The 26,682-nt window shown below is 62.6% G+C and carries 21 protein-coding genes; 14 read left to right on the forward strand and 7 right to left on the reverse strand.

Annotated elements, in window-relative coordinates:
• The first annotated feature begins 2 nt into the window (after window positions 1-2).
• Together C5L10_RS15550 and coaA are read left to right on the forward strand one after the other, a co-directional pair.
• Entirely contained in the window at window positions 3-326 is a 324-nt protein-coding gene (locus C5L10_RS15550) for a phosphoribosyl-ATP diphosphatase (protein ID WP_105430426.1), read from the forward strand.
• Complete coding sequence (gene coaA / locus C5L10_RS15555) at window positions 323-1,318, forward strand: type I pantothenate kinase (RefSeq protein WP_046668093.1); 996 nt, start codon at window positions 323-325, stop codon at window positions 1,316-1,318. The genes C5L10_RS15550 and coaA overlap by 4 nt, the downstream gene beginning before the upstream one ends.
• Before the next feature lie 31 nt (window positions 1,319-1,349).
• On the opposite strand, the gene C5L10_RS15560 is transcribed toward coaA, so the two are convergent.
• From C5L10_RS15560 to C5L10_RS15570, 3 genes are all read right to left on the reverse strand, one after another.
• Window positions 1,350-1,961: an alpha-ketoglutarate-dependent dioxygenase AlkB gene (locus C5L10_RS15560; RefSeq protein ID WP_105430427.1), complete on the reverse strand. Its 612-nt coding sequence runs from the start codon at window positions 1,959-1,961 to the stop codon at window positions 1,350-1,352.
• A 16-nt stretch (window positions 1,962-1,977) separates the two neighbouring features.
• The gene (gene arfB / locus C5L10_RS15565) at window positions 1,978-2,412 is read right to left on the reverse strand and encodes an alternative ribosome rescue aminoacyl-tRNA hydrolase ArfB (RefSeq protein ID WP_105430428.1); all 435 of its coding nucleotides are present in this window, start codon (window positions 2,410-2,412) and stop codon (window positions 1,978-1,980) included.
• Between the two features lie 165 nt (window positions 2,413-2,577).
• Window positions 2,578-4,191 (reverse strand): phosphoenolpyruvate carboxykinase, encoded by a 1,614-nt coding sequence (locus C5L10_RS15570; protein ID WP_105430429.1) that lies wholly within the window; start codon window positions 4,189-4,191, stop codon window positions 2,578-2,580.
• Between the two features lie 328 nt (window positions 4,192-4,519).
• On the opposite strand from C5L10_RS15570, the gene chvI reads away from it, so the two are divergent.
• The 12 genes from chvI (at window position 4,520) to trxA (ending at window position 22,215) form a co-directional block, all read left to right on the forward strand.
• Complete coding sequence (gene chvI, locus C5L10_RS15575; protein WP_038591664.1) at window positions 4,520-5,248, forward strand: two-component system response regulator ChvI; 729 nt, start codon at window positions 4,520-4,522, stop codon at window positions 5,246-5,248.
• Window positions 5,249-5,352: 104 nt separating this feature from the next.
• Window positions 5,353-7,107 carry a sensor histidine kinase gene (locus tag C5L10_RS15580; protein WP_245448020.1) on the forward strand — a complete coding sequence of 585 codons (1,755 nt, stop codon included), beginning with the start codon at window positions 5,353-5,355 and terminating at the stop codon, window positions 7,105-7,107.
• Entirely contained in the window at window positions 7,104-7,568 is a 465-nt protein-coding gene (locus tag C5L10_RS15585; RefSeq protein ID WP_105430431.1) for an HPr kinase/phosphorylase, read from the forward strand. Before C5L10_RS15580 ends, C5L10_RS15585 begins: the two co-directional genes overlap by 4 nt.
• Before the next feature lie 126 nt (window positions 7,569-7,694).
• Complete coding sequence (locus tag C5L10_RS15590) at window positions 7,695-8,096, forward strand: PTS sugar transporter subunit IIA (RefSeq protein WP_037086324.1); 402 nt, start codon at window positions 7,695-7,697, stop codon at window positions 8,094-8,096.
• Window positions 8,097-8,109: 13 nt separating this feature from the next.
• On the forward strand, window positions 8,110-8,388 hold the full coding sequence (locus tag C5L10_RS15595) for an HPr family phosphocarrier protein (protein WP_105430432.1): 279 nt from the start codon (window positions 8,110-8,112) through the stop codon (window positions 8,386-8,388).
• A 175-nt stretch (window positions 8,389-8,563) separates the two neighbouring features.
• Window positions 8,564-9,964, forward strand: coding sequence for an adenosylhomocysteinase (gene ahcY / locus C5L10_RS15600; protein ID WP_105404803.1), 1,401 nt, complete (start codon window positions 8,564-8,566; stop codon window positions 9,962-9,964).
• 273 nt (window positions 9,965-10,237) lie between these two features.
• Window positions 10,238-12,817, forward strand: coding sequence for an ATP-binding protein (locus tag C5L10_RS15605; protein ID WP_371411943.1), 2,580 nt, complete (start codon window positions 10,238-10,240; stop codon window positions 12,815-12,817).
• A complete protein-coding gene (gene tsaE, locus C5L10_RS15610; RefSeq protein ID WP_105430544.1) occupies window positions 12,814-14,325 on the forward strand; it encodes a tRNA (adenosine(37)-N6)-threonylcarbamoyltransferase complex ATPase subunit type 1 TsaE in 1,512 nt (503 codons plus the stop codon). The genes C5L10_RS15605 and tsaE overlap by 4 nt, the downstream gene beginning before the upstream one ends.
• A gap of 12 nt (window positions 14,326-14,337) precedes the next feature.
• Window positions 14,338-15,084 carry a nucleotidyltransferase family protein gene (locus tag C5L10_RS15615; protein ID WP_105430433.1) on the forward strand — a complete coding sequence of 249 codons (747 nt, stop codon included), beginning with the start codon at window positions 14,338-14,340 and terminating at the stop codon, window positions 15,082-15,084.
• Window positions 15,081-18,284 carry a double-strand break repair protein AddB gene (addB, locus tag C5L10_RS15620; RefSeq protein ID WP_105430434.1) on the forward strand — a complete coding sequence of 1,068 codons (3,204 nt, stop codon included), beginning with the start codon at window positions 15,081-15,083 and terminating at the stop codon, window positions 18,282-18,284. The genes C5L10_RS15615 and addB overlap by 4 nt, the downstream gene beginning before the upstream one ends.
• Window positions 18,277-21,822, forward strand: a complete 3,546-nt coding sequence (gene addA, locus C5L10_RS15625; RefSeq protein ID WP_105430435.1) for a double-strand break repair helicase AddA — start codon at window positions 18,277-18,279, stop codon at window positions 21,820-21,822. Before addB ends, addA begins: the two co-directional genes overlap by 8 nt.
• 72 nt (window positions 21,823-21,894) lie before the next feature.
• Window positions 21,895-22,215 (forward strand): thioredoxin, encoded by a 321-nt coding sequence (gene trxA / locus C5L10_RS15630; protein WP_007770439.1) that lies wholly within the window; start codon window positions 21,895-21,897, stop codon window positions 22,213-22,215.
• Between the two features lie 81 nt (window positions 22,216-22,296).
• Here trxA and C5L10_RS15635 read toward each other — a convergent pair whose 3' ends face one another.
• From C5L10_RS15635 to trpB, 4 genes are read right to left on the reverse strand one after another with little or no spacing between them, the layout of a single operon-like run.
• Window positions 22,297-23,649, reverse strand: coding sequence for a folylpolyglutamate synthase/dihydrofolate synthase family protein (locus C5L10_RS15635; RefSeq protein ID WP_105430436.1), 1,353 nt, complete (start codon window positions 23,647-23,649; stop codon window positions 22,297-22,299).
• A 33-nt stretch (window positions 23,650-23,682) separates the two neighbouring features.
• Window positions 23,683-24,579, reverse strand: a complete 897-nt coding sequence (gene accD / locus C5L10_RS15640) for an acetyl-CoA carboxylase, carboxyltransferase subunit beta (protein ID WP_105430437.1) — start codon at window positions 24,577-24,579, stop codon at window positions 23,683-23,685.
• A gap of 39 nt (window positions 24,580-24,618) precedes the next feature.
• The gene (gene trpA, locus C5L10_RS15645) at window positions 24,619-25,458 is read right to left on the reverse strand and encodes a tryptophan synthase subunit alpha (protein WP_105430438.1); all 840 of its coding nucleotides are present in this window, start codon (window positions 25,456-25,458) and stop codon (window positions 24,619-24,621) included.
• Window position 25,459: 1 nt separating this feature from the next.
• Entirely contained in the window at window positions 25,460-26,680 is a 1,221-nt protein-coding gene (gene trpB / locus C5L10_RS15650; RefSeq protein ID WP_105430439.1) for a tryptophan synthase subunit beta, read from the reverse strand.
• Window positions 26,681-26,682 lie beyond the last annotated feature (2 nt).

Consider the following 26,682-nt stretch of genomic DNA (forward strand, 5'->3'; position numbering starts at 1 on the left):
TTATGAGTGAATTTTCCCTGATCGACCTCGAGCGGATCGTCGCCGAGCGGGCCAAGGCCTCGCCGGAGGAATCCTGGACGGCAAAACTGGTCGCCGCCGGCCAGGAGAAGGCCGCAAAGAAGCTCGGCGAAGAAGCTGTCGAAACGGTGATCGCCGCGATCAGGCACGACGCCAAAAATCTGACGGCGGAAAGCGCCGATCTTCTCTATCATCTTTTGGTCGTCTTGAATATTGCGGCGGTACCGTTGCAGGATGTGCTCGACGAACTCCAGCGAAGGACCGGCCAGTCCGGCCTTCAAGAAAAGGCAAGCCGGCCGACATCATGAACATCGTTTCCCAGCCTGCCGAGACGCCTGAGCTCGAAACCGGCTCGAATGCGGAATATTATTCGCCCTATCACCGCTTCAGTGCGGAGGAATGGGCGAAGTTCCGCGCAGACACGCCTCTGACGCTCACCGCGGACGAGGTGCAGAGGCTGCGTTCGCTGGACGACCCGATCGATCTCGATGAAGTCAGGCGCATCTATCTCTCGCTGTCGCGCCTGCTGTCGACGCATGTGGAGGCGACGCAACGCCTCTTCCAGCAGCGAAACCGTTTCCTGAGCCTTTCCGACATCACCAAGACGCCCTTCATCATCGGCATTGCCGGGTCGGTCGCGGTCGGCAAGTCGACCACGGCACGTATCCTGAAGGAACTGCTCGCCCGCTGGCCGTCGAGCCCGAAAGTGGATCTCATCACCACCGACGGCTTCCTCTATCCGAACGCCGTGCTGAGCCGGGAAAACCTGATGGAGCGCAAGGGGTTTCCGGAAAGCTACGATATCGGCACCATCCTGCGGTTCCTGTCGGCGATCAAGGCCGGCGAACCGAACGTCAAGGCGCCGCGTTACTCGCATCTCACCTATGACGTTCTGCCGGACGAATACACCCTGGTCGACCGGCCGGACATCCTGATCTTCGAGGGCATCAACGTTCTCCAGTCGCGGGCGCTGCCGGCCGACGGCAAGATCGTTCCGATCGTCTCGGACTTCTTCGACTTCTCGATCTATATCGATGCCGACGAAGAGCAGATCCACAACTGGTACGTCCAGCGCTTCATGAAGCTGCGCCAGACCGCCTTCCGCGATCCGACCTCGTTCTTCAAGAAATACGCGGCGATCGATGCGGATGCGGCCCGCGCCGTTGCCGAGGGATTGTGGGAAAACATCAACCTGAAGAACCTGCGCCAGAACATTCTGCCGACCAGGCCCCGGGCGGACCTCATCCTGCGCAAGGGCCGCAATCACCTGGTCGAAACGGTCGAACTGCGGAAACTGTAGGCGATCGATCGTCGGCTATTGAATTAAATCGTCAGCTGTTCACGCGGCGGAGCGTCAGGTTGATGCGTCCGCCGTTCTTCAACAGCGTCGACGTGCCGGGATAAATGCGATCGACGCCGTGGAACGCCAGACGCCCCTCTCCGCCCAGCACAATGATATCCCCGCTTGCCAACCGGAAGGAGCCGGTCGGATCCTTCCGGTTCCGGCCACCGACCCGGAACAGGCAGCTGTTGCCCAGCGAGACGGAGAGAACGGGGGCGGCCAGATCGTTCTCGTCCCGGTCCTGATGCAGGCCCATCTTGGCGTCGTCGGAATAGAAGTTGATCAGGCAGGCTTCCGGCGGTTTCGGATAGCCGCCGAGCTTTTCCCAGAGATCGAGCAGCTCCCGTGGCATCGCGGGCCACGGCTTTTTCATCACCGGATGAAAGGACTGGTAGCGATACCCCTGGTCCTTGTCCGTTACCCAGCCGAGCGGGCCGCAATTGGTCATGCGCACCGACATGGGTTTGCCGGTGCCGGGCATTTCGGGCGTGTAGAGCGGCGCCTCGGCCACAACGTCTCGTATCAGCTCGACCAGATGCTCCTGTGCCGGTCGATCCAGATAGTCGGGAAGGTGCCTGATGCCATTCGCAAGCGTCGCCAAAGATCAATCTCCGCCGTTAGTCGCCGCTTGGCCGGCCGCGCATCTTCTTGACGTCCGAACGGCCGGATTTTTCCTTCAGCCGTCGCTCCACCGAACCCTTGGTCGGATTGGTTTTCTTGCGCGGCGGCGGTGGCGGTTCGGCCGCCTTGAGGATCAGTTCCTTCAGCCGCTCGCGTGCGTCTTCCCGGTTGCGCTCCTGGCTGCGGAACCGGTTCGCTTCTATCATCAGTACGCCATCCTTCGACACCCGCTTTCCGGCGAGCTTGATGGCGTTTTCCTTCACCCGCTCCGGCAGGGACGGCGTATTCACGATGTCGTAGAAAAGCTGGACCGCCGTGGAGACCTTGTTGACGTTCTGGCCGCCCGGCCCGCCCGCCAGCACGAATTGTTCCGTCAGTTCCCATCCGGCGATGGTGATGCGGTTGTTGATGACAAGGGGATTGCTGGCCATAGGTCTCTGGTCTTTGTTCTTGGGCGCATGCCGTTGTCCGGAACCGGCACCCACGTTCGGGCGACATGCGGCAGGCCCGCATCTTTCCCACAAAGCCGGCAAAAAGAAAACCGCCGGCCCAGGGTGTTATCCCGGGCCGGCGGTTTCACGTGAATCCTTCAAAGATTACTCGGCGGCGGCAAGCATGACCGGAGCTGCGCTTCTCACCTTACTGTCGACGTGGTCTTCGTATTGCCCGAAGTTCTGAATGAACATCGAGACGAGCTTCTTGGCATAGGCGTCGAACGCGGCGCCGTCCGCCCAGGTCGAGCGGGGATCGAGGATCGCATTGTCGACGCCTTCAACGGCGACCGGCACCGCGAAACCGAAATTCGGGTCGGTCCGGAACTCGGCGTTCTTCAGGCTGCCATCGAGCGCAGCGCTGAGGAGGGCGCGGGTCGCCTTGATCGGCATACGGCGGCCGACGCCGTAAGCCCCGCCGGTCCAGCCGGTGTTGACGAGCCAGCAATCGACCCCGTGGCGGGCGATCAGTTCCTTGAGCAGGTTGCCGTATTCGGCCGGGTGACGCGGCATGAACGGCCCGCCGAAGCAGGTCGAGAACGTCGCTTCCGGCTCTGTGACACCCTTTTCCGTGCCGGCGACCTTGGCCGTGTAGCCGGAGAGGAAGTGGTACATCGCCTGCTCAGGCGTCAGCTTGGCGATCGGCGGCATGACGCCGAAGGCATCCGCGGTCAGCATGATGATCGACTTCGGCTGCGGTGCCGTGCCGGTCTTCGATGCATTCGGGATGAAATGCAGCGGATAGGCGCTGCGGGTGTTCTCGGTCAGCGAACCATCGTTGAAATCCGGAGCCCGGTTCTGGTCGAGCACGACGTTTTCGATCACCGTGCCGAAACGACGGGTCGCCGCATAGATCTCCGGCTCGGCTTCGGCCGAAAGGTTGATGGCCTTGGCATAGCAGCCGCCTTCGAAATTGAAGACGCCGTTTTCACCCCAGCCATGCTCGTCGTCGCCGATGAGCGTGCGGTTCGGATCGGCCGACAGCGTGGTCTTGCCCGTGCCGGACAGGCCGAAGAACAGTGCGGTATCGCCGTCCGGGCCGACATTGGCCGAGCAGTGCATCGGCATGACGCCTTTTTCCGGCAAGAAGTAGTTGAGCACGGAGAAGACCGACTTCTTGTTTTCGCCGGCATAGGAGGTGCCGCCGACCAGGATGAGGCCATTGGTGAAATCGCAGGCGATCACGGTCTCGGTGCGGCAGCCGTGGCGGGCGGGATCCGCCTTGAAGCTCGGCAGGTTGATGATCGTCAGCTTCTCTTCGAAGCTTTCGAGCGTGGCGCGATCCGGACGGATCAGAAGATTGCGGATGAAGAGGGCGTGCCAGGCGAATTCGCTGACGACGCGGGTCGGAAGCGCATACTCGGCATCGGCGCCGCCGACCAGATCCTGGACGAACAGCGTCTTGCCGGCCGCATGGGCGAGCATGTCCTGCTTCAGGACTTCGAAGTGTTCAGGCTTCATGGGCTTGTTGTCGCTGCCCCACCAGACACGGTTCTCGGTGCCGGCATCGCGGACGATGAACTTGTCCTTGGGGGAGCGGCCGGTGTGCTGCCCGGTGACGGCGCGGAGGGCGCCGTCGATCGTCAGATCGGCTTCACCGCGGCGGATTGCTTCTTCGTAGAGTTCAACCTCGGACGAATTGTAATAAACACGCGATACACCGCCGAGACCGATCGCCGCTAAACCCTTGGACGGGTTGTGAAGTCCAAACTCCTCCATGCGCGCACTCCTTCAGCTTGCCGTGGGGACTGACGTGAAATTAATGACAGATTTCTAAAAGGGCAAGAGGCCCTTTGAAAATTCTTTAATAATATCAATTATTTAATCGATTTAAAAAATTTTATTCCTCTTTAAATCGGTTTAATAACTGTTTCAATCCGCATCCGCACTATCTTAAAGCTCATTGCCAAAACGCACGATCGTCAGCGGCCCCTTTATCTTTGCCACAATTTGTTCCACCTTTATACTCAAGAAGCGCGTCGGCTGATGCCGCCTGGCTGGGGTAAATTCCAGGAGCTGCGCATAGATGATGACGGAGATGGAGAGCATGCAGACAATCGCGCTCGTAGACGACGACCGCAATATCCTGACGTCGGTGTCGATTGCACTCGAGGCAGAAGGATACAAGGTCGAGACCTATACGGATGGCGCTTCCGCGCTCGACGGGCTGATCGCCCGCCCTCCGCAGTTGGCGATCTTCGATATCAAGATGCCGCGCATGGACGGCATGGAGCTTCTGCGCCGCCTGCGACAGAAGTCCGACCTGCCGGTGATCTTCCTCACCTCCAAGGATGAAGAGATCGACGAACTGTTCGGGCTGAAGATGGGCGCCGACGACTTCATCACCAAGCCGTTCTCGCAGCGTCTTCTGGTGGAGCGCGTCAAGGCGATCCTGCGACGCGCCGGCAGCCGCGAGGCACAAGCCGCCGGCGGTGCCGGGGCCAAGACGGCAGCCGATCAGCAGGCAGCCCGCACCCTCGAACGCGGCCAGCTTGCCATGGACCAGGAGCGCCATACCTGCACCTGGAAAGGCGAGCCGGTGACACTGACGGTGACCGAGTTCCTGATCCTGCATTCCCTGGCCCAGCGGCCCGGCGTCGTCAAAAGCCGCGATGCGCTGATGGACGCCGCCTATGACGAGCAGGTCTATGTGGACGATCGCACCATCGACAGCCACATCAAGCGGCTGCGCAAGAAGTTCAAGATGGTCGACAACGACTTCGATATGATCGAAACGCTTTATGGCGTGGGTTATCGATTCCGCGAGGCGGCTTGACCCTTGCGAAAGGTTAACTTGAAGCCACGGCCGGACCAGCGCTAAGCTGGCCCGGTGGAAGGACTGCAGTGGCAGATCAAACGTTCGACAGCAATATCGCCCGAATGGAGAAGGCTGGGACACGCCGCGCGCCGCGGAGGTTCTGGTCGCGTCCCTTCACGCTCATTCGGCGGGTGTTCGGCCACGCGGTCTTTTCGAGCCTCACCCGCCGCATCCTGTTCTTCAATATCGCCGCGACGGTGGTGCTGGTCGCCGGCATTCTCTACCTCAACCAGTTCCGCGAGGGGCTGATCGACGCTCGCGTCGAGAGCCTGCTGACCCAGGGCGAGATCATCGCTGGCGCGATTTCCGCCTCAGCCTCGGTCGATACCAACTCGATCACCATCGACCCCCAGAAACTCCTTGAACTGCAGGCCGGGCAGAGCATTACGCCGGTGCCGAACGACGAGGACCTCGATTTTCCGATCGATCCAGAGCGCGTCGCGCCGGTTCTGAGGCGGCTGATTTCTCCGACCCGCACACGCGCCCGGATTTTCGATGCCGACGCAAACCTGCTGCTCGATTCGCGCCATCTCTATTCGCGCGGACAGGTGCTGCGTTTCGACCTGCCGCCGGTGGAAAACGAAGCGCAGACCTGGAGCGAGTGGTTTGCAGGCCTCATCAACCGCCTGCTGCAGCCGGGCAACCTGCCGGTCTACAAGGAAGCGCCTGGTGGCGACGGTTCAATCTATCCGGAGGTGATGAACGCGCTGACCGGCGTTCGGGGCGCGCTCGTGCGCGTCACCGACCGAGGCGAGCTGATCGTTTCCGTCGCCGTGCCGGTCCAGCGTTTCCGCGCCGTGCTCGGCGTGCTTCTTCTGTCGACCCAGGCCGGCGACATCGACAAGATCGTGCATGCGGAACGGCTGGCGATCATGCGCGTCTTCGGCGTCGCGACGCTGGTCAACATCCTCTTGTCGCTGCTGCTGTCGTCGACCATCGCCAATCCGCTGCGGCGGCTGGCGGCCGCCGCAATCCGCGTGCGGCGCGGCGCCAAACAGCGCGAGGAAATCCCCGACTTCTCCTATCGCCAGGATGAAATCGGCAATCTTTCGATCGCGCTTCGCGAGATGACCAACGCGCTCTACGACCGCATCGATGCGATCGAGAGTTTTGCCGCCGACGTCAGCCACGAGCTCAAAAACCCGCTGACCTCGCTTCGCAGCGCCGTCGAGACGCTGCCGCTGGCGAAGTCCGAGGAGTCGAAGCAGCGCCTGACGGAAATCATCTTCCACGACGTGCGCCGCCTCGACCGCCTGATCAGCGATATTTCCGATGCTTCGCGGCTGGATGCCGAGCTTGCCCGCTCGGATTCGACGCCCGTCGACATGGAAAACCTGCTCGGCAATCTCGTCGATATTTCGAGGCAGATCCGCAGCGGCCGTAAGCCGGTGGAAATCAGTCTCGCCGTGGACAACAAGGCCGGCAACCGGTCGGCCTTCCTGGTCAACGGCCATGATCTTCGCCTCGGGCAGATCATCACCAACCTCATCGAGAACGCACGATCCTTCGTGCCTGAGAAGGGCGGCCGCATCACCATCCGGCTCTCCCACACCAGGGACCGCGTGATCGTGACGGTGGAGGACAACGGTCCCGGCATCCAGGCGGAGGATATCGACCGCATCTTCGAACGCTTTTATACGGACCGGCCCGACGGCGAGAGCTTCGGCCAGAATTCCGGCCTCGGCCTGTCTATCAGCCGGCAGATCGCCGAGGCCCATGGCGGATCGCTGAAGGCGGAAAACGTGCACGACGCCAAGACGGATGCCGTGACCGGGGCGCGCTTCACGCTGTCGCTGCCGGGCGGCGAAGACCAATGAGCACGAAGCCGGTCAATATCCATGCGACCGCGATCGTCATCGGCACCAAGGGCCTCCTCTTCACCGGCCCGTCCGGCAGCGGCAAATCCATGCTCGCCTTCGCCTGTGTCGCCGCGGTCCGGCGTCAGGGCGCTTTCGCAGCCCTGGTGGCCGACGATCAGGTGCTCGTCTCGCGCCACGGCGATCATCTGCTCGCCACCCGGCCGGAACCGATCGCCGGCCTCATCGAACTGCGCGGCAGCGGCATCGCCCGTCTCGAAAGCCTCTCCGCCGCAGCGCTGGACCTTGCGGTCCAGATCATCTCCCTGCCCGAAGATGAAAGGCTCCCGCCGGAAAACGAACGCTTCCTGGTCCCCGGTCTCGGCGACCTTCCGCTTGTCCGGATATGGCGCGGTGCAGCGGACCCTTTGGCAGTTTTGGCGGCGTTCGCGTCTGATTTTCACGGCGAGATGCCGTTTTGATCACCCCGCAGCCTGATTTTTTAACTTGAACTTCGAGTCTACTTGGAGAAGATGGCATCCCACCGCTGGACCGCCTTATTGCAATGCGATATTGGCGCCGAGTTTCCATAGCAGGGGGCAGTTTTCATGATCGGACTAGTGCTTGTCACCCATGGCAAGCTGGCTGAGGAATTTCGTCATGCGGTGGAGCATGTCGTCGGGCCTCAGAAATTCATCGAAACCGTATCGATCGGTCCCGAGGACGACATGGATCAGCGGCGGCAGGATATCGTCGATGCCGTCACCAATGCCGACGAAGGCCATGGCGTCATCATCCTGACGGACATGTTCGGCGGCACACCCTCCAATCTTTCCATTTCCGTCATGGAAAGCGGCAGGATCGAAGTGATTGCCGGCATGAATCTACCGATGCTGATCAAGCTTGCCGGCGTGCGCAGCGACAACAACATGGACAAGGCGCTCGCCGAGGCCTCCGAAGCCGGCCGCAAATACATCAATGTCGCAAGCCGCGTCCTCAGCGGCAAATGAGAACCCAGACCGGATGTCATCCCCCTCTTCCCGTGAATTCCTGATCGTCAACAAGCGTGGACTGCATGCGCGCGCCTCCGCCAAATTCGTGCAGATGGTCGAAAGCTTCGATGCGCGGATTACCGTTTCCAAAGACGGAACGACCGTCGGCGGTACCTCGATCATGGGCCTGATGATGCTCGCCGCCAGCACGGGCTGCTCGATCGAGGTCTCAGCCGAAGGCCATCAGGCCGAGGAAGCGTTGAACGCGCTGGAACAGCTCGTCGCCAACAAGTTCGGCGAAGAAGCCTGACGCGCCCGCAGCTTAACCTTTCACTGACATAAACATATAAAGACTTCTTTATATCCCGTTGCCAGCTTGCCGGAAGCCTGCTAAACCGCTGGCCAGTTTCCGCTTGGCCAAAGCGGGTCTTGCCACGTCCGGCGGTACCCCGCCGGAAAGGGCACCACCGAACATGGAGAGCTTTATGAGCACTGAGAAGGATTACGTCGTCGCGGATATCAATCTTGCCGCCTACGGCCGCAAGGAGCTCGACATCGCAGAGACCGAAATGCCGGGCCTGATGTCGTGCCGCGAAGAATTCGGCACCACCAAGCCGCTGAAGGGCGCCCGTATCTCCGGCTCGCTCCACATGACCATCCAGACGGCCGTTCTGATCGAGACACTTCAGCACCTCGGTGCAGAAATCCGCTGGGCGTCCTGCAACATCTTCTCCACCCAGGACCATGCTGCTGCGGCGATCGCTGCCGCGGGCATCCCGGTCTTCGCCGTCAAGGGGGAATCCCTGACGGAATACTGGGATTACACCGACAAGATCTTCCAGTGGGCCGACGGCGGTCTCACCAACATGATCCTCGATGACGGCGGCGACGCCACCATGTACATCCTGCTCGGCGCCCGCGCCGAAGCCGGCGAAGACGTTCTTTCGAACCCGACCTCGGAAGAAGAAGAAATCCTCATCGCGCAGATCAAGAAGCGCCTCAAGGCATCGCCGGGCTGGTTCACCAAGCAGCGCGACGCGATCAAGGGCGTCACCGAAGAAACCACAACGGGCGTCCACCGCCTCTACGAACTGTCCAAGAAGGGCCTGCTGCCCTTCCCGGCGATCAACGTCAACGATTCGGTCACCAAGTCGAAGTTCGACAACAAATACGGTTGCAAGGAATCGCTGGTCGACGGCATCCGCCGCGGCACCGACGTGATGATGGCCGGCAAGGTTGCCGTCGTCTGCGGTTACGGCGACGTGGGCAAGGGTTCTGCCGCTTCGCTCGCCGGCGCCGGGGCCCGCGTCAAGGTCACCGAAGTTGATCCGATCTGCGCCCTGCAGGCCGCCATGGACGGCTTTGAAGTCGTCGTCCTCGAAGACGTCGTCGACAGCGCCGACATCTTCATCACCACGACCGGCAACAAGGACGTCATCCGCATCGACCACATGCGTGCGATGAAGGACATGGCGATCGTCGGCAATATCGGCCACTTCGACAACGAGATTCAGGTCGCCGCGCTCAAGAACCTCAAGTGGACCAACGTCAAGCCGCAGGTCGACATGATCGAGTTCCCGAAGGGCAACCGCATCATCCTTCTGTCGGAAGGCCGCCTGCTCAACCTCGGCAACGCCACCGGCCATCCGTCCTTCGTGATGTCGGCCTCATTCACCAACCAGACGCTTGCCCAGATCGAACTCTTCACCAAGCAGGGCGAGTACAAGAACGACGTCTACATCCTGCCGAAGCACCTCGACGAGAAGGTCGCCCGCCTGCATCTCGCCAAGCTCGGCGTGAAGCTGACGGAACTCTCCGACGAGCAGGCAGCCTACATCGGCGTCTCGCAGACGGGCCCGTTCAAGGCTGAACACTACCGGTACTAATCAATAGCCGGTCAATCCACAAGATATGGTAGCCGCGGCCTTGACAAAGGCCGCGGTTTCTTTTTTGGGCGCATCCCTTCCCGGCGATTCCCTAAGCAAGTATTGTTTTAGAACTTGATTCGCGCCTTCCCTGGAGCGTGATGCCGAAAGCCCAAAGCGGTTCTCGACCATCGTCACGTTCCCACCATGTGATTGGGAGCCGTCCGGCTACGGGCAAGGCGCGATGTGGTATGTCTTGTCGATGAGCGGCAATTGGACGGAGACAGACCGGATATGTCGGTAAAAAAAATGAGCTCGTCAGAACGGGCCGATCCCCTTTGCGGCGGAGCGGACGCTCCGGCTTTGCGTTTCGTTTCGGGGCCTGCGGACGGTAGTGCGACCGTTGGAAGACTTCGCCGCCTAGCGCTGTTCGGCAGCGCTTTCCTTTCGGGCACCTCCCTTTCAGGGCTCGCGACCGCAGCGCTTGCGCAGCAGTCGGGCGATGCAGCCGTCCGGCTGTTTTCCTCGACGGAAGTCATCGTTTCATCGCTGGTGATGGGCGCGCTTGGTGCCGCCCTGTTTTCCGCCATCTGGCTGGTGCGTCAGCGCGGCAACATGGAAGCCGAAACGCAGGAAATGCGCAGCGCCCTTTCGGATGCGCAGCAGCGGATTTCCAAGTTCGAGGCTCTGATAGCCGACAAGAACCGCCGGATCGTCGTATGGGAAAGCGGTTCATCGAAGCCTGAATTCCTCGGCCAGCTGCCGGTGGAAACCGGCGCACCGCAGCAGGACCGCGAATTTCTCGCCTTCGGCCGCTGGATGCGCGGCAGTTCGGCCAGCGAACTGGAAAAGTCCGTCGAACTGCTGCGGGTCGAAGCCCGCTCCTTTGACATGGTCGTCGAGACCAACCGCGACGAGATTTTGGAAGTGCAGGGCCGCGTTTCAGGCGGCAAGGCCTTCGTCCGCTTCATCGCACTCAACAACCTGCGCGCCGAACTCGCCGAACTCAAGATCGAGCGCGAGCGGCTGACGAACTCGATCATGATGTTCCATTCGCTGCTCGACGCCATCGAGCACCCGGTCTGGCGCCGCGATTCGCAGGGCAGGCTCACCTGGGTGAACCACGCCTATGGCGATGCCGTGGAGGCTCCGACGCCTGCGCAGGCGCTCGAGGACGGCCGCGAATTTCTGGGCTCGATCGCACGCGAAAAGATCAGGTCGGCGGCAACCCCCACCTCGCCTTTCCATGACCGGATATCCACGGTCGTGCACGGAAATCGGGCAATGTTCGACGTCGTCGATGTCGTCATACCCGGCGGTTCGGCAGGCTTGGCGGTCGACGTTTCCGAGGCGGAAGCCGTACGTGAGGAACTGAAGCGGACGCTGAAGAGCCACGCCGAAACGCTCGACCATCTGGCGACGCCTGTCGCCATCTTCGACGGCGAGCGCCGGCTGCAGTTCTACAACCAGGCTTTTGTACAGCTCTGGGGGTTTACCCTGCCCTTCCTCGATTCCAGGCCGGACAATAGCGAGCTGCTCGACAAATTGCGCAGCGAAGGCAAGCTGCCGGAGCAGCTCAGCTGGCGGAGCTGGAAGGACGCGGCCTTGTCCGTCTATCAATCTCCCAACACCCAGACCGACCTCTGGCACCTGCCGAACGGTCAGACACTGCGCGTGATCGCCACCGCCCATCCGCAGGGCGGCGCCACCTGGGTGTTTGAGAATCTTACCGAACAGGTGGATCTCGAGACCCGTTACAACACGCTGGTTCAGGTTCAGGGCGAAACGATCGACCATCTCTCCGAAGGCGTCGCCGTTTTTGGGCCGGACGGGCGCATCCGCCTCTCCAACCCCGCCTTCCGGGCGCTCTGGGGCATTACCGCCGAGGAATCCAAGCCGGGCACGCATATCAAGGCGATCGAGACCGCCTGCGCGCCATCCTACGACAAGCAGGATGGCTGGCGCCGCTTCGGCCAGATGCTGACCAATTTCGACGACGAGCGCCCCTCGCTGCAGGGTACGTTCGAACTCTACTCCGGCCTGATCCTCGACTATGCCGTGACGCCGCTGCCGAACGCGCAGACGATGCTCACATTCGTCGACATGACGGCAAGCGCGCGGGCGGAACGGGCGCTCAAGGAAAAGAACGAGGCGCTGCAGAAGGCAGACGAGCTCAAGAACGATTTCGTCCAGCACGTCTCCTACGAACTGCGCTCGCCGCTGACCAATATCATCGGCTTCACCGATCTGCTGAAGACGCCGGGCATCGGCCCGTTGAACGAGCGGCAGTCGGAATATATCGATCATATCTCGACGTCATCGTCGGTTCTCCTGACGATCGTCAACGACATTCTCGATCTGGCGACCGTCGATGCCGGGATCATGCAGCTCAACTATTCCGAAATGGCGATCGATGACCTGCTCGACGACGTGGCCATGCAGATTGCAGACCGGCTGCACGAAAACGGCGTTACGCTGGCGATCACCGCGCCGGCCGGTCTCGGCACCATCGTCGCCGACCAGCAGCGGCTGAAGCAGATCCTCATCAAGCTGCTCACCAATGCCACCAACTTTGCCCCGGACGGCTCAGCCATCACGCTCAACTGCTGGCGCACCCACAGCGACGTGTTCTTCTCGGTAACCGATAAGGGTCCGGGCATTCCGGAAGATATCCTGAAAACGGTATTCGACCGCTTCTCGGCCAATGCCAAGGGCGGCAAGCGCTCCGGCGCGGGCCTCGGCCTTTCGATCGTCGAAAGCTTCGTGACGCTGCATCACGGCGATGTCGCGATCGACAGCAAGCCCGGCCAGGGAACCACGGTTACATGCCGCATTCCAAGCGGCACGACGGCGCGGTCCGTCGCCGCCGAATGAGTGGTGAGACGGCCCTTACCCTGACGCTTGCCGACGAGGCCGAAACGATCCGCCTCGGCGCGGATATGGCGCTGGCGCTGAAGAAGGGCGACTGGATCGCCCTTTCCGGCGATCTTGGTGCCGGCAAATCGACCTTCGCCCGGGCTTTTTTGCGCGCGCTTGGCGATGAAGACGAGCTCGAAGTGCCGAGCCCCACCTTCACCTTGGTGCAGAGCTACGAGCTGCGTATTCCGGTGGCGCATTTCGATCTCTATCGGCTTGGTGATTCTTCCGAGTTGGACGAACTTGGTTTCGACGAGGCGCTTTCCAACGGCATCTGCCTGGTGGAATGGCCCGAGATTGCCGACGACCTGCTGCCGCAGGCCCGCATCCAGCTCAGGCTCGAACAGAGCGGTAGCGGCCGGACGGCGACGATCACCGCCCCGGACGCGCAGATGCAGCGCATCCGCCGTGTGCTGGCGATCCGGGAATTTCTGGACACCCATGGCTACCTCGGCGCCCGGCGGCGGTTCCTTACCGGCGACGCTTCGACGCGCGCCTATGAGAGCGTGACGATCACAAACGGCGAAACGCTGATCCTGATGGATTGGCCGCGCCCGGCCGAAGGGCCGCCGGTTCTCGACGGAAAGCCTTATCCCAAGGTCGCGCATCTGGCCGAAGACCCCTATCCCTTCGTGGCGATCGACGAATATCTGCGCGAGCTGGGCCTGGCGGCGCCGGAAGTGCTGCATGTCGATTACGACCAGGGCATCCTGCTGATCGAAAATCTCGGCGTAGAGGGGGCCGTCGACGAAGACGGCAATCCCATCGAGGAACGCTATCGCGAAAGCATTGTGTGCCTCGCCTTCCTGCACAGCCACGAGATGCGCCAGGACCTGCCGGTCGGGGACGGCCATATCCACCACATTCCCGACTTCGATCCGACCGCGATGAAGATGGAAGCCCGGCTTCTGATCGACTGGCACCTGCCCTGGAAGCGCGGCACGGCGGCGACCGACGAGGAACGCCAGGAATATCTGGCGATCTGGGACAATCTCATCCTCGAACTCGACGGCGTCGAAAAGAACCTGCTGCTGCGCGATTTCCATTCGCCCAATATCATCTGGCGGCCGCATGAGTCGGGCGTTCGACGCGTAGGCCTGATCGATTTCCAGGATTCGATGATCGGCCCGACCGCCTATGATCTGGCCTCGATCGTCCAGGACGCGCGGGTGGATATCCCGAAGGCGCTTGCCGACCAGTTGATGCTGGATTACGTGACGCTTCGCCGGGCACTCGGAGCCTTCGATGAACCGACGTTCCTGAAGGCCTGGGCGATCATGGCGGCGCAACGCAACTGCAAACTCGCCGGCCTTTGGGTGCGGCTCTTGCAGCGGGATGGCAAGCCGGGCTATCTGAAGCATATGCCGCGGACGCTCCGCCATCTCGCGACGGCGCTGAGCCACGATGTGCTCACCCCCTTGCGCGATTGGTGTCGCCGGGCTGGAATAGAACCACCCGAATCATAAATACGGTTTCCGATGACCATCCAACAAGTCGCCATCAAGCAGGCCATGGTGCTTGCCGCAGGGCTCGGCACCCGTATGCGGCCGATCACCAACACGATGCCGAAGCCGCTGGTGCCGGTCGCCGGCAAGCCGATGATCGACTACGTGCTGGATTCGCTAAAGGAAGCCGGCGTCGAGCGTGCGGTGGTCAACGTGCACCACTTCGCCGACCAGATGGCGGCGCATCTCGAAGCCTACAAGGGCCTTGAAATCCTGATCTCCGACGAGCGCGACGCGCTGATGAACAATGGCGGCGGGATCGTAAAGGGGCTGAAGCTCCTTGATCGCAGCACGGTTTTCATCATGAATGCCGACCTCTTCTGGATCGGCGAGACACCCGGTAAACCGACCAACCTGCAGCAACTGGCGGAGTTCTTCGATCCGGAGCGCATGGACATGGCGATGCTCTGCGTCGATATCGACAACACGACCGGGCACAACGGTATCAACGATTTCGGCATGGATTCGGATGGCCGGTTGAGGCGTTACCGGGACGATCCGGCCAATCCGGTCGTTTATGCCGGCGCCTTCGCGATGACCCCGTCCTTTCTGGATGACGCACCGTCCGATGCCTTCAACATCAATATCTATTTCGACAAGGCGATCGCCCGCGGCCGGCTCTTTGGCACCATGCTCGACGGCCACTGGATCACCGTCGGCACGCCGGAGGCGCTGCCGGAAGCCGAAGCGGTGATCGCGCGCTATCCGGTGGAGGCATGACCACGCTATCCGGCAAGAAGCGCGTTTTTTCGATCCCCGCCGGAGCGCCGTTCCTCAAGACCGTCGCGGCGGCACTCTGCGACGGCCGGCTCAACGAGACTTTTCGTTACGATCCGTCCGATCCGCTTTCGCTCGCCGACGTTACCATATACGTGCCGACGCGACGGTCGGCCCGCGTGCTGCGCTCGGAATTCGTCGACCTGCTCGGCGGCCGATCGGCGATCCTGCCGGTCATCCGGCCGCTCGGCGAAACCGATGACGACAGCGGTTATTTCGACTTGGTGGCGCCTGAGGAGATGGACCTGGCGCTGCCGATCGGCGGCACCGCGCGCCTGCTAGAACTCGGCCGGCTGATCCTTGCCTGGCGCAACCAGCTTCCGAAAATCGTGCTCGACGTGCATTCGGAATCCCCGCTCGTCGCACCGGCTAGCCCCGCTGATGCCATCTGGCTCGCCCGGGCGCTTGCGGAGCTTATCGACGCGGTCGAAACCGAGGAGCGCGATTGGGCGGATCTAAAAAAACTCGACACCGGCGAACATGCACTCTGGTGGCAGCTGACCGCCGAATTCCTGTCGATCGCCAGCGCCTTCTGGCCGCTTCGTCTCGAAGAACTGCGCCGTTCTTCACCGGCGAAACACCAGGCGGCGATCCTGCGCGGCGAGGCACGGCGGATTTCGTCCAGGGATCACAAGGGACCGGTGATCGTGGCGGGTTCGACCGGCTCCGTGCCGGCCGCTGCCGACCTGATCGCCGCGATCTCCAACCTTCCGAACGGCACCGTCGTTCTGCCGGGGCTCGACCTCTCGATGCCGGCGGATCAGTGGGCGATGATCGGCGAAGAAGCCTTTGACGGTAAACCCGAACCCGCCAGCCGCAGCCATTCGCAATTCGGCCTGTCACGGCTGCTCAGGAAGCTCGGCGTGACGCGGGAAGACGTGGCGGTGCTTGGCGAAGTTCCCGGCGATCTCGCCTTCCGCGCCGAAGCGCTCTCCCAGGCGCTGGTACCCGCCAAGGCGACCGACCGCTGGAGCACCTGGCGGGACAGCGCCGATCCCTCCCTCCTGGCCCAAGCCTTTGCCGATGTTTCGCTGATCGAAGCCTCGAACGAACGCGAGGAGGCTGTGGCGATCGCCATCGCTCTCCGGCTTGCGCTCGAGCAGCCGGGCAGGCAAGGCGGCGAGAGCCAGGCGGCACTGATCACCCCCGATCGTGCACTGGCCCGCCGGGTGACCGCCGAGCTTTCCCGTTTCGGCCTGCTCGCCGACGATTCCGCCGGTTCGCCGCTTTCCGGCACGCCGCAGGGCACGCTGACCCAACTTCTCCTCGAAGCGACGCTTCGGCCGGGCGACCCGGTGGCGATCGTGGCGCTGATCAAACACCCGCTGATGCGGCTCGGCCTGTCCACCGCCGATCTGCGGTCTTCCGTCGAAGCGCTCGAAATCCTGGCGCTGCGCGGCGGCCTCGGCGACATGGACATTTCGGCGCTGGAGCCGCTGCTCGAAACCCAGCTTGCTGCCCAGCTCAAAGACCGGCATACGCCTCACTGGCGGCTGTCGCTGCCCGCCGACGCTGTCGACAAGGCCTGCGACCTCGCCCGGCGGCTGGCGAAGGCGGTCGAGCCGCTCGCCTCGGCCCTCATCCGCCGCCGGCTGGACGGGCGTGGCCTCACCGCCAAGCTGACGCTCTCCGACTGGGCCGAACGCACGGGCCGCGCGCTGGAAGCCATCTGCGTCGATGAGGGGAAAAACCTTGCGGCGCTCTGGTCCGGCGAAGCTGGCGAGCGGCTGGCGGGGTTGCTCTCCGAAGTCATCGACACCGACGGGCAGATGGAGGCGGACGGTCCCCAGTGGATCGACATCGTCATGGCACTGACGACGGGCGAAGCGGTAAAGCCCCGTTCGCTCAGTCATCCACGCATCTTCATCTTCGGCACGCTCGAAGCCCGACTGCAGAGCGTCGACACGATGATCCTCGGCGGGCTCAACGAAGGATCCTGGCCGGGCCAGACCGTCAACAACCCTTTCCTGTCCCGCACCATGAAGACCGACATGGGGCTGGAGCCGCCGGAACGGCGGATCGGCCAGCTCGCCCACGACTTTGAAATGGCCTGCGGCACCCGGCATCTGATCCTGTCGCGCTCGACGCGCCAGGGATCGACGCCGACCGTCGCCTCACGCTGGCTGCAGCGGCTGCTGGCCCTGGGTGGACGGCAGTTTGCGGACGAGCTCAGGGCGCGCGGCCACCAATATCGCGATTGGGCTTCGATGATCGACGCCGGCGAAAACCAGCCGGTCGCCAAGCGCCCGGCCCCGAAGCCGCCGGCAACCCTGCAGCCGGTGAAATATTCCTTCAGCGAGGTCGGGCGCCTGCGCCGCGACCCCTATTCGATCTATGCCCGCCGCATCCTCAAACTCGATCCGCTCGACCCGTTCAACCGCGATCCCGGCGCTTCCGAACGCGGCACGCTCTATCACGCGATCATCGACCGCTACACGCGCGAAGGCCACAAGCCCGGCACGCCTGCGGCCAAAGAGGCGATGCGCCGGATCACCGAGGAACTGTTCGACGCCGAACAGCTGCCAACCCATATCGACCGCGTCTGGCGGCCCCGTTTTGTCGAAGTCGCCCGTGCCTTCCTGGACTGGGAAGTCGAGCGGGCGCCGGATATCCGCAGGACGATGACGGAAGTCGGTGCCGGCTGGGAGCTGGAGCCCGCCGGCATCCGCGTCACTGGTATCGCGGACCGGATCGATATCAAGGGATCGGGTCTCGCCGATCTCATCGACTACAAGACCGGTCTCAACCCCTCGGTATCCCAGGCTCGGGCGCTGCTCGATCCGCAGCTCGGCCTTGAGGCGGCGGCGCTCAGAGCCGGAGCGTTCAAGGATGCGGGTCCGTTGACGCCCGACCAGCTGCTCTATGTCCGGCTGCGTCCCGGCGACCGGTTCCGAGAAGACAAAGTCAACAACGAGGGTTCGAGCGCGACGGCCAAGCGGCAACCGAAATCCGCGATCGATCTGGCCGACGAATCCCTCGAACAGCTCACCCGGTTCGTGATCATCCTGCGCAATGGAGAAGCTGGCTTCGCATCGCGCCTCGTTCCGATGGCGCAGAATGATTTCGGCGGCGAATACGACCACCTCGCCCGTGTGGCCGAATGGTCGACGGCTGACGACGAGGAGGCGGAAGTCGATGAGTGATCTGGCTCCGGAGGGCAACGACCCGATCAAGTGGATCGACTGGACGACGGTGCAGCAATCGCTCGCCTCCGATCCGATCAGTTCCGCATGGGTTTCGGCCAATGCCGGTTCCGGCAAGACACATGTGCTGACCCAGCGGGTGATCCGGCTGCTGCTCGCCGGCTGCCGGCCATCGTCGATCCTCTGCCTCACCTATACCAAGGCCGCGGCATCGGAAATGTCGAACCGCGTCTTCCAGCGGCTTTCGGAATGGACGGTGCTTTCCGACGACGAGCTGCGCAAGCGGATTGCCGGCATCGAAGGTGCTGAGCCCGATGTTTTTAAGCTCGCCGGGGCGCGGCGGCTGTTCGCGAAGGCTCTGGAAACGCCGGGCGGGCTGAAGATCCAGACCATCCATGCCTTCTGCGAAGCGCTGCTGCACCAGTTTCCGCTCGAAGCCAATGTCGCCGGGCATTTTTCGGTGCTCGACGACCGCGCCGCCTCCGCCCTGCTGGCTGACGCACGCCGCTCGCTGCTGACGGCGACCTCTGCGGAAGAAGACCCGGTGCTGGCCGAAGCCTTTGCGCACGTGCTGGATCTCGGCGACGAATTCGGGCTGGAAACGCTGCTCGGCGATATCATCGCCAACCGCACCGCTATCCGCCGTTTCATTGCGTGTGCGGAGCGCCACGGCGGCATCGGCGTCGAACTGAAGCGTGCGCTGGGGTTGGGGCCGGCGGACACGGAAGACAGTATAGCAGCAGCCTACTGGCCCCTGCCCGGTCTCTCCGGCCTGACGCTGGATCTTTATCTGGCGCTCGCCGACCAGAAGGGCGGGCAGAAGGTCACTGAGGTGGCCTACGGCCTTCGACTGGTCGCCAAGGAGCCGGATGTCCTGAAGCGGGCCCAGCATCTCGACCAGATTTTCCTTACCCGCGAGGGCAAGCCGAAAGCCGACAGTTCGCTGATCGCCAAGGCGATGACAACGACGGCGCCGGAACTCGCCGAAGCGGTGGCAACCGCCCGTGCCCATGTCGTCACTTGTCGCGATCGGCTACGGCTGATCCGGATGTTCTTCGCCACCAAGGCGGCTCTGACGCTGGCGCAACGCCTCAACGACGATTACGAGGACCTGAAGAAACAGCGCAGCCTGCTCGACTTCGAGGACCTGATCGCCCGCGCCGCCGATCTCCTCACCCGAGACGGCGTCGGCGCCTGGGTGCATTACAAGCTCGACCAGGGCATCGACCACATTCTCGTCGACGAGGCGCAGGACACCAGCCCGATCCAGTGGACGGTGATCAAGTCGCTCGCGGAGGATTTCTATTCCGGCGCCAGCGCCCGCGAGACCCGCCGCACCATCTTTGCCGTCGGCGACGAAAAGCAGTCGATCTATTCCTTCCAAGGCGCCCGGCCGGAACGGTTTGCGGAAGAACGCCGCGAGACGGAAAAACGGGTGCGGGCCAGCGACCAGACCTTCCACTCAGTGCGGTTGCCGCTCTCATTCCGCTCCACGGCCGATGTGCTCGCTGCCGTCGATCAGGTGTTTTCTCTGGAGGAGAACTTTCGAGGCCTCAGCGCGCTCGGCGAACCGGTGCAGCACCGCTCCAACCGGATCGGCCACCCGGGCGCCGTCGACCTCTGGGACGTGGTGGTGCCGGAAGTCGCCGAACAGGAGGAAGACTGGACGGCGCCATTCGATTCGACGCCCGACAAGGCGCCCTCCGCCATTCTCGCCGGCCGGATCGCCAACCGGATCGAGGAGATGATCGGAAAGGAGACGATTATCGAAAAGGGCGTCGAACGGCCGATCGAGGCCGGTGACATCCTCGTTCTGGTTCGAAAGCGTGATGCCTTCGTCAACGAGCTGACCCGCGCGCTGAAACGCCGCGACAACATTCCCGTCGCCGGTGCCGACCGGCTGCGGCTGACCAGCCATATCGCGGTGCAGGATCTCCTGGCGCTCGGCCGTTTCCTGCTTTTGCCGCAGGACGACCTTTCGCTGGCGGCGCTGCTCAAAAGCCCTCTCTTCAATCTCTCGGAAGAGGACGTCTTCGAAGTCGCGGCGCGGCGGGCGGAGAACACAAGCGCCTGGGCTCAGCTCAACCGTTTGAGCGAGGAGCAACCGCTTCGGTTCCGCGATGCGGCCGACCGGCTTCAGCATCTTCTCAGCCTCTCGCGGCAGCTCAGCCCGCACGACCTGTTTGCCCGGATCCTCGGCGCGCAAGGCGGGCGACGGAAATTCCTTGGCCGGCTCGGTACCGAGGCCGGCGATATTCTCGACGAGTTCCTGACCTTCGCGCTCGACCACGAGACAAGTGGATTGCCGGGCCTGCAGGCCTTCATCTCGACGCTGGAAATCGAATCGCCGGAGGTGAAGCGCGAACAGGACGGCGGTCGCAACGAGGTGCGGATCATGACCGTGCACGCTTCCAAGGGCCTAGAGGCGCCGGTGGTGTTCCTCGTCGACAGCGGCTCGAAGGCGTTCATCTCCTCGCATGTGCCGAAATTCCGGCTGCTTCGGATCGCCGGCGAGAATGTACCCGCCTGGGTGCCCGGCAAGATGCTGACCAATGCGATGACATCAGCCGACGACGATCGGATCAGGACTTCGACCGAGGAAGAATATCGCCGGCTGCTCTATGTGGGGATGACACGGGCGGCCGACCGGCTGATCGTCTGCGGTTATCGCGGCAAGATCGACAATCCCGATACCTGGCAGTCGATGATCTCGAAGGCGCTCGCCGCCGACGAACACCATTGCAGCCCGGCGGAGTTTCGCGGCTCGGATGGCGAATGGGGCGGTTTCAAATGGCGGCTTCCGGCCGCTCCCGGACAGGCGCCGAAGGCGGCGCACAAGGAGGCGACGGCAGCGGACAGAAAGCCGCTTCCGCCAGCGCTTTCCCGTCCCCTGCCTCCACAAAAAATCCTGCCGCGGCCGCTCAGCCCTTCCGGCGCCGGCACGATGATCGATGACGACGCGGACGACCTGATCGTCGCTTCGCCGCTGTTTGCCGATCAGAAGGACAGCGCGGGACTGGCGCTGCAGAAGGGCAAGCTGGTCCACCGCATGCTGCAGATGCTGACGGATTTTCCAGAGCCCGAACGTGACTCCGCCGCCCGTCGTTATGCGGACCGTGCGGCCCGTTTCTGGCCGGCAGCGGAGCGCGAAAAGCTCGTCGCCAGCGTCATGTCAGTGCTTGCGCATGCCGAACTCGGGCCGGTGTTTTCGCAGCGGAGCCAATCGGAAGTCTCGATCATGGGCACGCTGGCGCTGGAAGGCCGCGACTATGCGATTTCCGGCCGCATCGACCGGCTGGTGGTGACCGAGGATCGGGTGATCATCCTCGACTACAAGACCAATCGAGTGCCGCCGAAGAACCTCGACGCAATACCGCTCTCGCATCGCGCCCAGCTCGCCATCTATCGCGAAATCCTGCGGCCGCTTTATCCGGCAAAGAATTTCGACTGCGTGCTGGTCTATACCGAGTCCGCGCAAGTGGTTACGCTGCCGGCGGAACTGCTGTCACGCTCGCTTGCGGAACTCAAAACAAAGTGAGATAGCGGCCATTGAAAACTTTGAGCGGGAAGCTCACATTTACACCAACAGAGAATCGTGAAGGAGAGCCCTATGGCTACCGTAAAAGTCGATAACAGCAACTTCCAGACCGAAGTCCTCGATTCCGCTCAGCCGGTCGTCGTGGATTTCTGGGCTGAATGGTGCGGCCCTTGCAAAATGATCGGTCCGAGCCTCGAAGAAATTTCGAACGAGCTCGCCGGTAAGGTGAAGGTCGTCAAGCTGAATATCGATGAAAATCCTGAGCTGGCTGCCCAGTTCGGCGTGCGTTCGATCCCGACGCTTGCCATGTTCAAGGGTGGCGAAGTCGCCGACATCAAGGTTGGCGCCGCTCCGAAGACTGCCCTTTCGGCCTGGATTTCCAGCGCCGCCTAACTTCCAGTCGCATGCCCGCATGAAAAAGCCCGGCTGTTCCCTGCAGCCGGGCTTTTTCTTTCGCTATCGCAGCCTCTGCGGTCAGGTCGGCGGGGTGTCGTTGTCTGCCAGCACATTGCCGGCGAAATAAAGCGAGCCACCGATCAGGATGCGCGGTGGCGGGGCGCCCGGCACCTGGCGGCGGGTGATTTCCTGCAGAGCCTCGGCCGCGGAGCCGGCGGGTTCGGCCACCAGACCCGCGTCAAAGGCGGCATGGGCAAGAACCACCGGGTCGAGGCCCGATTCGCTGCCGCGGATGCGCACGGTGAAGACGTGTTCGGCGATATCGGCAAAGGCGCGAAAGTAGCCGATCGGGTCCTTGGTGTTGATCATCCCGGCGATGATGTAGAGCGGCCGGGCCTGTCGTTCCTCGAAGGAGGCCATTGCCTCGGCAATCACCTCGCCCGCGCCGGGATTGTGCCCGCCATCCAGCCAGATTTCAGAGTCTTCGGGCGCATATTGCAGCAGTTTGCCTTCGGTCAGCTTCTGGAGGCGGGCCGGCCATTCGACGGTCGCCATCGCCTTTTCCATCATCGCTTCGGTGACGGTGAAGCCGGCCGCCTTGACGGCGCGAATGGCGGCAGCGGCATTGGCGTATTGGTGACGCCCCGGCAGGCGCGGCAAAGGCAGATCGGCGAGGCCGAACTCGTCCTGGTAGATCAGGCGACCGAATTCCTCGTGGGCCGAAAATTCTTGGCCATAGACGGCGGTCGGACAGCCGAGCCTCTCAGCGGTCGAGATCAGCACGTCGCGGGCCGCCTCAAATTCCTGCTGGCCGATGACGACCGGGCGGCCGCGCTTCATGATTCCCGCCTTTTCGGCGGCAATCAGTTCGACCCGATCGCCGAGATAGGCCTGGTGGTCGAGCGAGATCGGCATGATGACCGAGACAGCCGGATCAGAAATGACGTTGGTGGCATCGAAACGGCCACCGAGGCCGACTTCGAGGATCACCGCATCGCCGGGTTGTTCGGAAAACAGGAGGAAGGTGGCGGCGGTCAGGATTTCGAAGACGGTGATCATCTGGCCATTATTGGCCGCCGCGATACGCCGCAGGGCATCCGCCAGCATCTCGTCGCCGACGATCTGGCTGCGGCCGCCTTTGACGCCGATTCGATAGCGTTCATGCCAGTGCACAAGATGCGGAGACGTGTGGACATGCGTGGCGTAACCCCCTGCCTCGAGCAGCGCACGGCAGAAGGCGGTCACGGAGCCCTTGCCATTGGTGCCGGCCACATGGATGACGCGCGGCAGTTTCCTGTGCGGATTGCCGAGGAGTTCGAGCAGGCGGGTGATCCTGTCGAGCGAAAGATCAAAACCCTTCGGATGAAGGGTCATCAGCCTATCGATTTCCCGTTCCGCCTCGCTCACAACGGGCTCGTTCATGGTGGTCATCCCGCCGCTCCGGCTCTCGATGCTCTCTTTCGGTCAGGCGCTGAGCGCGATGGGCGCCGGAAGCGCATCCTGGACAGGCTGCTTTGTCAGCATCTTCAGGATCTTGGCCAGCGTCGACGGAATGTCGTGGCGCTTCACCACCATGTCGACCATGCCGTGCTCCAGCAGGTATTCCGAGGTCTGGAAACCTTCGGGCAGCTTTTCGCGCAGCGTCTGCTCGATCACCCGCTTGCCGGCAAAGCCGATTTCGGCCCCCGGTTCGGCGATATGAACGTCGCCCAGCATGGCGTAGGAGGCCGTGACGCCGCCGGTCGTCGGGTTGGTGAGCACGACGATATAGGGCAGCCCCGCTTCCTTCAGCATGTCGACCGCAACGGTGGTGCGCGGCAGCTGCATCAGCGACAGGATGCCTTCCTGCATGCGCGCGCCACCGGAAGCCGGGAAGATCACCAGCGGGCATTTTTCGGTGAGGGCCCGTTCGCAGGCCCGGACGATCGCCTCGCCGGCCGCCATGCCGAGCGAGCCGCCGATGAAGTTGAATTCATGCACGATGGCGACGAGCTTCAAGCCTTGGACCTCGCCGAGGCCGGCAAGAATCGTGTCTTCCTGCTCGGTCTTGATGCGGCTGTCCTTCAGGCGGTCGGCATACCGCTTTGAATCGCGGAATTTCAGCGGATCCTGGGCGACCTTCGGCTGCGGGAACGCTTCGAAGACACCGCCGTCGAAAAGATCGACAAGGCGCGCCTTGGCGGGCATCTTCATATGGAAGCCGGAAGCGGGGATGACCCACTTGTTTTCTTCCAGGTCCTTATGAAAGACCATTTCCCCGGTTTCCGGGCACTTGATCCAGAGATTTTCCGGAACGTCCCGGTTGGGACGACCGAGCATGGAGTTGATGCGCGGCCGGACGTAATTGGTGATCCAGTTCACTTGGCGTACTCCCGATTAACTCAAGCCTAATGTGGGAAACTATTCGGCGGCAACAAGGCGGGCAGCGCGCACGCCGGTTGCAAGGCCCCGAACCAGGGTTGCGACCGCAGCAACGGTATCCGGACCGGCCTTGCCATCCTTGGTGAGGCTGCCGGCGATCTGGCTGACGATTGCCGAACCGACGACGACGCCATCCGCAGCAGCGCCGATTGCCTTGGCGTGATCCGCGGTCTTGACACCGAAACCGACGCAGACCGGCAGAGCCGTGTGGCCCTTGATGCGCTTGACGGCTCCGCCGATCAGTGACGGATCCGGAAGCGCCGAGCCGGTGATGCCGTTCATCGAGACGTAATAGACGAAACCCGACGTGTTCTTGAGAACGGCCGGAAGACGCTTGTCATCGGTGGTCGGGGTAGCGAGGCGGATGAAGTTGACACCCTTGGCCAGTGCCGGGATGCAGAGCTCGTCATCCATTTCCGGCGGAAGATCGACGACGATCAGGCCGTCGATGCCAGAGGCGATCACGTCATCGAGGAATCTCTCGACGCCATAGACATAGATCGGGTTGTAGTAACCCATCATGACGATCGGCGTTTCAGTATCCCCTTCGCGGAACCTGCGTGCGAGCTCGAGCGTCTTTGCGAGCGTCTGGCCGTCCTTCAGGGCGCGCTGACCGGCCATCTGGACCGCCGGCCCGTCGGCCATGGGATCGGAAAACGGCATGCCAAGCTCGATCAGATCGGCCCCGGCATCGGGCAGTGCCTTCATGATGCCGAGCGAGGTCTCGAAATCCGGATCGCCGCCCATGATATAGGTGATCAGCGCGGGACGACCCTCGGCCTTCAGGGCCGCGAAACGTTTGTCCATACGAGCGGTCATATCAAAGCTCCATGCCGAGAATCTTGCCGACGGTGAAGATGTCCTTGTCTCCACGGCCCGACAGATTCATCAGGATGATTTCGTCCTTGCCCATCTTCGGGGCGCGCTTGATCACTTCGGCGAGCGCATGGCTCGGTTCCAGCGCCGGAATGATGCCTTCGAGGCGGGTCAGCATCTGGAAAGCGTCGAGCGCTTCGTCGTCCATGATCGGCACGTATTCGGCACGGCCGATGGAATGCAGCCAGCTGTGCTCCGGACCGATGCCTGGGTAATCGAGGCCGGCCGAGATCGAATGGCCTTCGAGGATCTGGCCGTCGCCGTCCTGGAGCAGATAGGTACGGTTGCCATGCAGGACACCAGGCGTTCCGGCGGTGATCGAGGCGCAATGATCGACGCCCTGGAGGCCACGGCCACCGGCTTCGACGCCGACGATCCGGACGCTGTCGTCATCGAGAAAAGGATGGAAGATGCCGATCGCGTTCGACCCACCGCCGACAGCGGCAATGACCACGTCAGGCAACCTGCCTTCGGCTTCCAGCAGCTGGGCGCGGGCTTCGGTGCCGATCACCGACTGGAAGTCGCGGACCATTTCCGGATAGGGATGCGGGCCGGCGGCGGTGCCGATCAGGTAATAGGTGTCGTCGACATTGGTGACCCAGTCGCGCAGCGCCTCGTTCATGGCGTCTTTCAGCGTGCCGTGACCGGCGGTGACCGGACGGACTTCAGCGCCGAGGAGCTTCATGCGGAAGACGTTCGGCGCCTGGCGCTGAACGTCGGTGGCGCCCATGTACACGACACAGGGGAAGCCAAAACGCGCGGCAACGGTCGCGGAGGCAACGCCATGCTGGCCGGCGCCGGTTTCGGCGATGATACGGGTCTTGCCCATGCGCTTGGCGAGCAGGATCTGGCCGATGCAGTTGTTGATCTTGTGCGAGCCGGTATGGTTCAGCTCTTCACGCTTGAAATAGATCTTGGCGCCACCGAGATGTTCGGTCAGGCGCTCGGCGAAATAGAGCGGGCTCGGACGGCCGATATAATGGGCGCCGAGATCAGCCAGTTCCTTCTGGAAGGCCGGATCGTTCTTCGCCTTTTCCCATTCCCCCTGGAGATCCAGGATCAGCGGCATCAGCGTTTCGGCGACGAAGCGCCCGCCGAAAATACCGAAACGGCCATCCTCATCGGGGCCGGAACGGAACGAATTGGGTTTTGGCGTCTCGTTCACTG

This window comes from Neorhizobium sp. T6_25, assembly GCF_002968555.1.
GTDB lineage: Bacteria > Pseudomonadota > Alphaproteobacteria > Rhizobiales > Rhizobiaceae > Neorhizobium.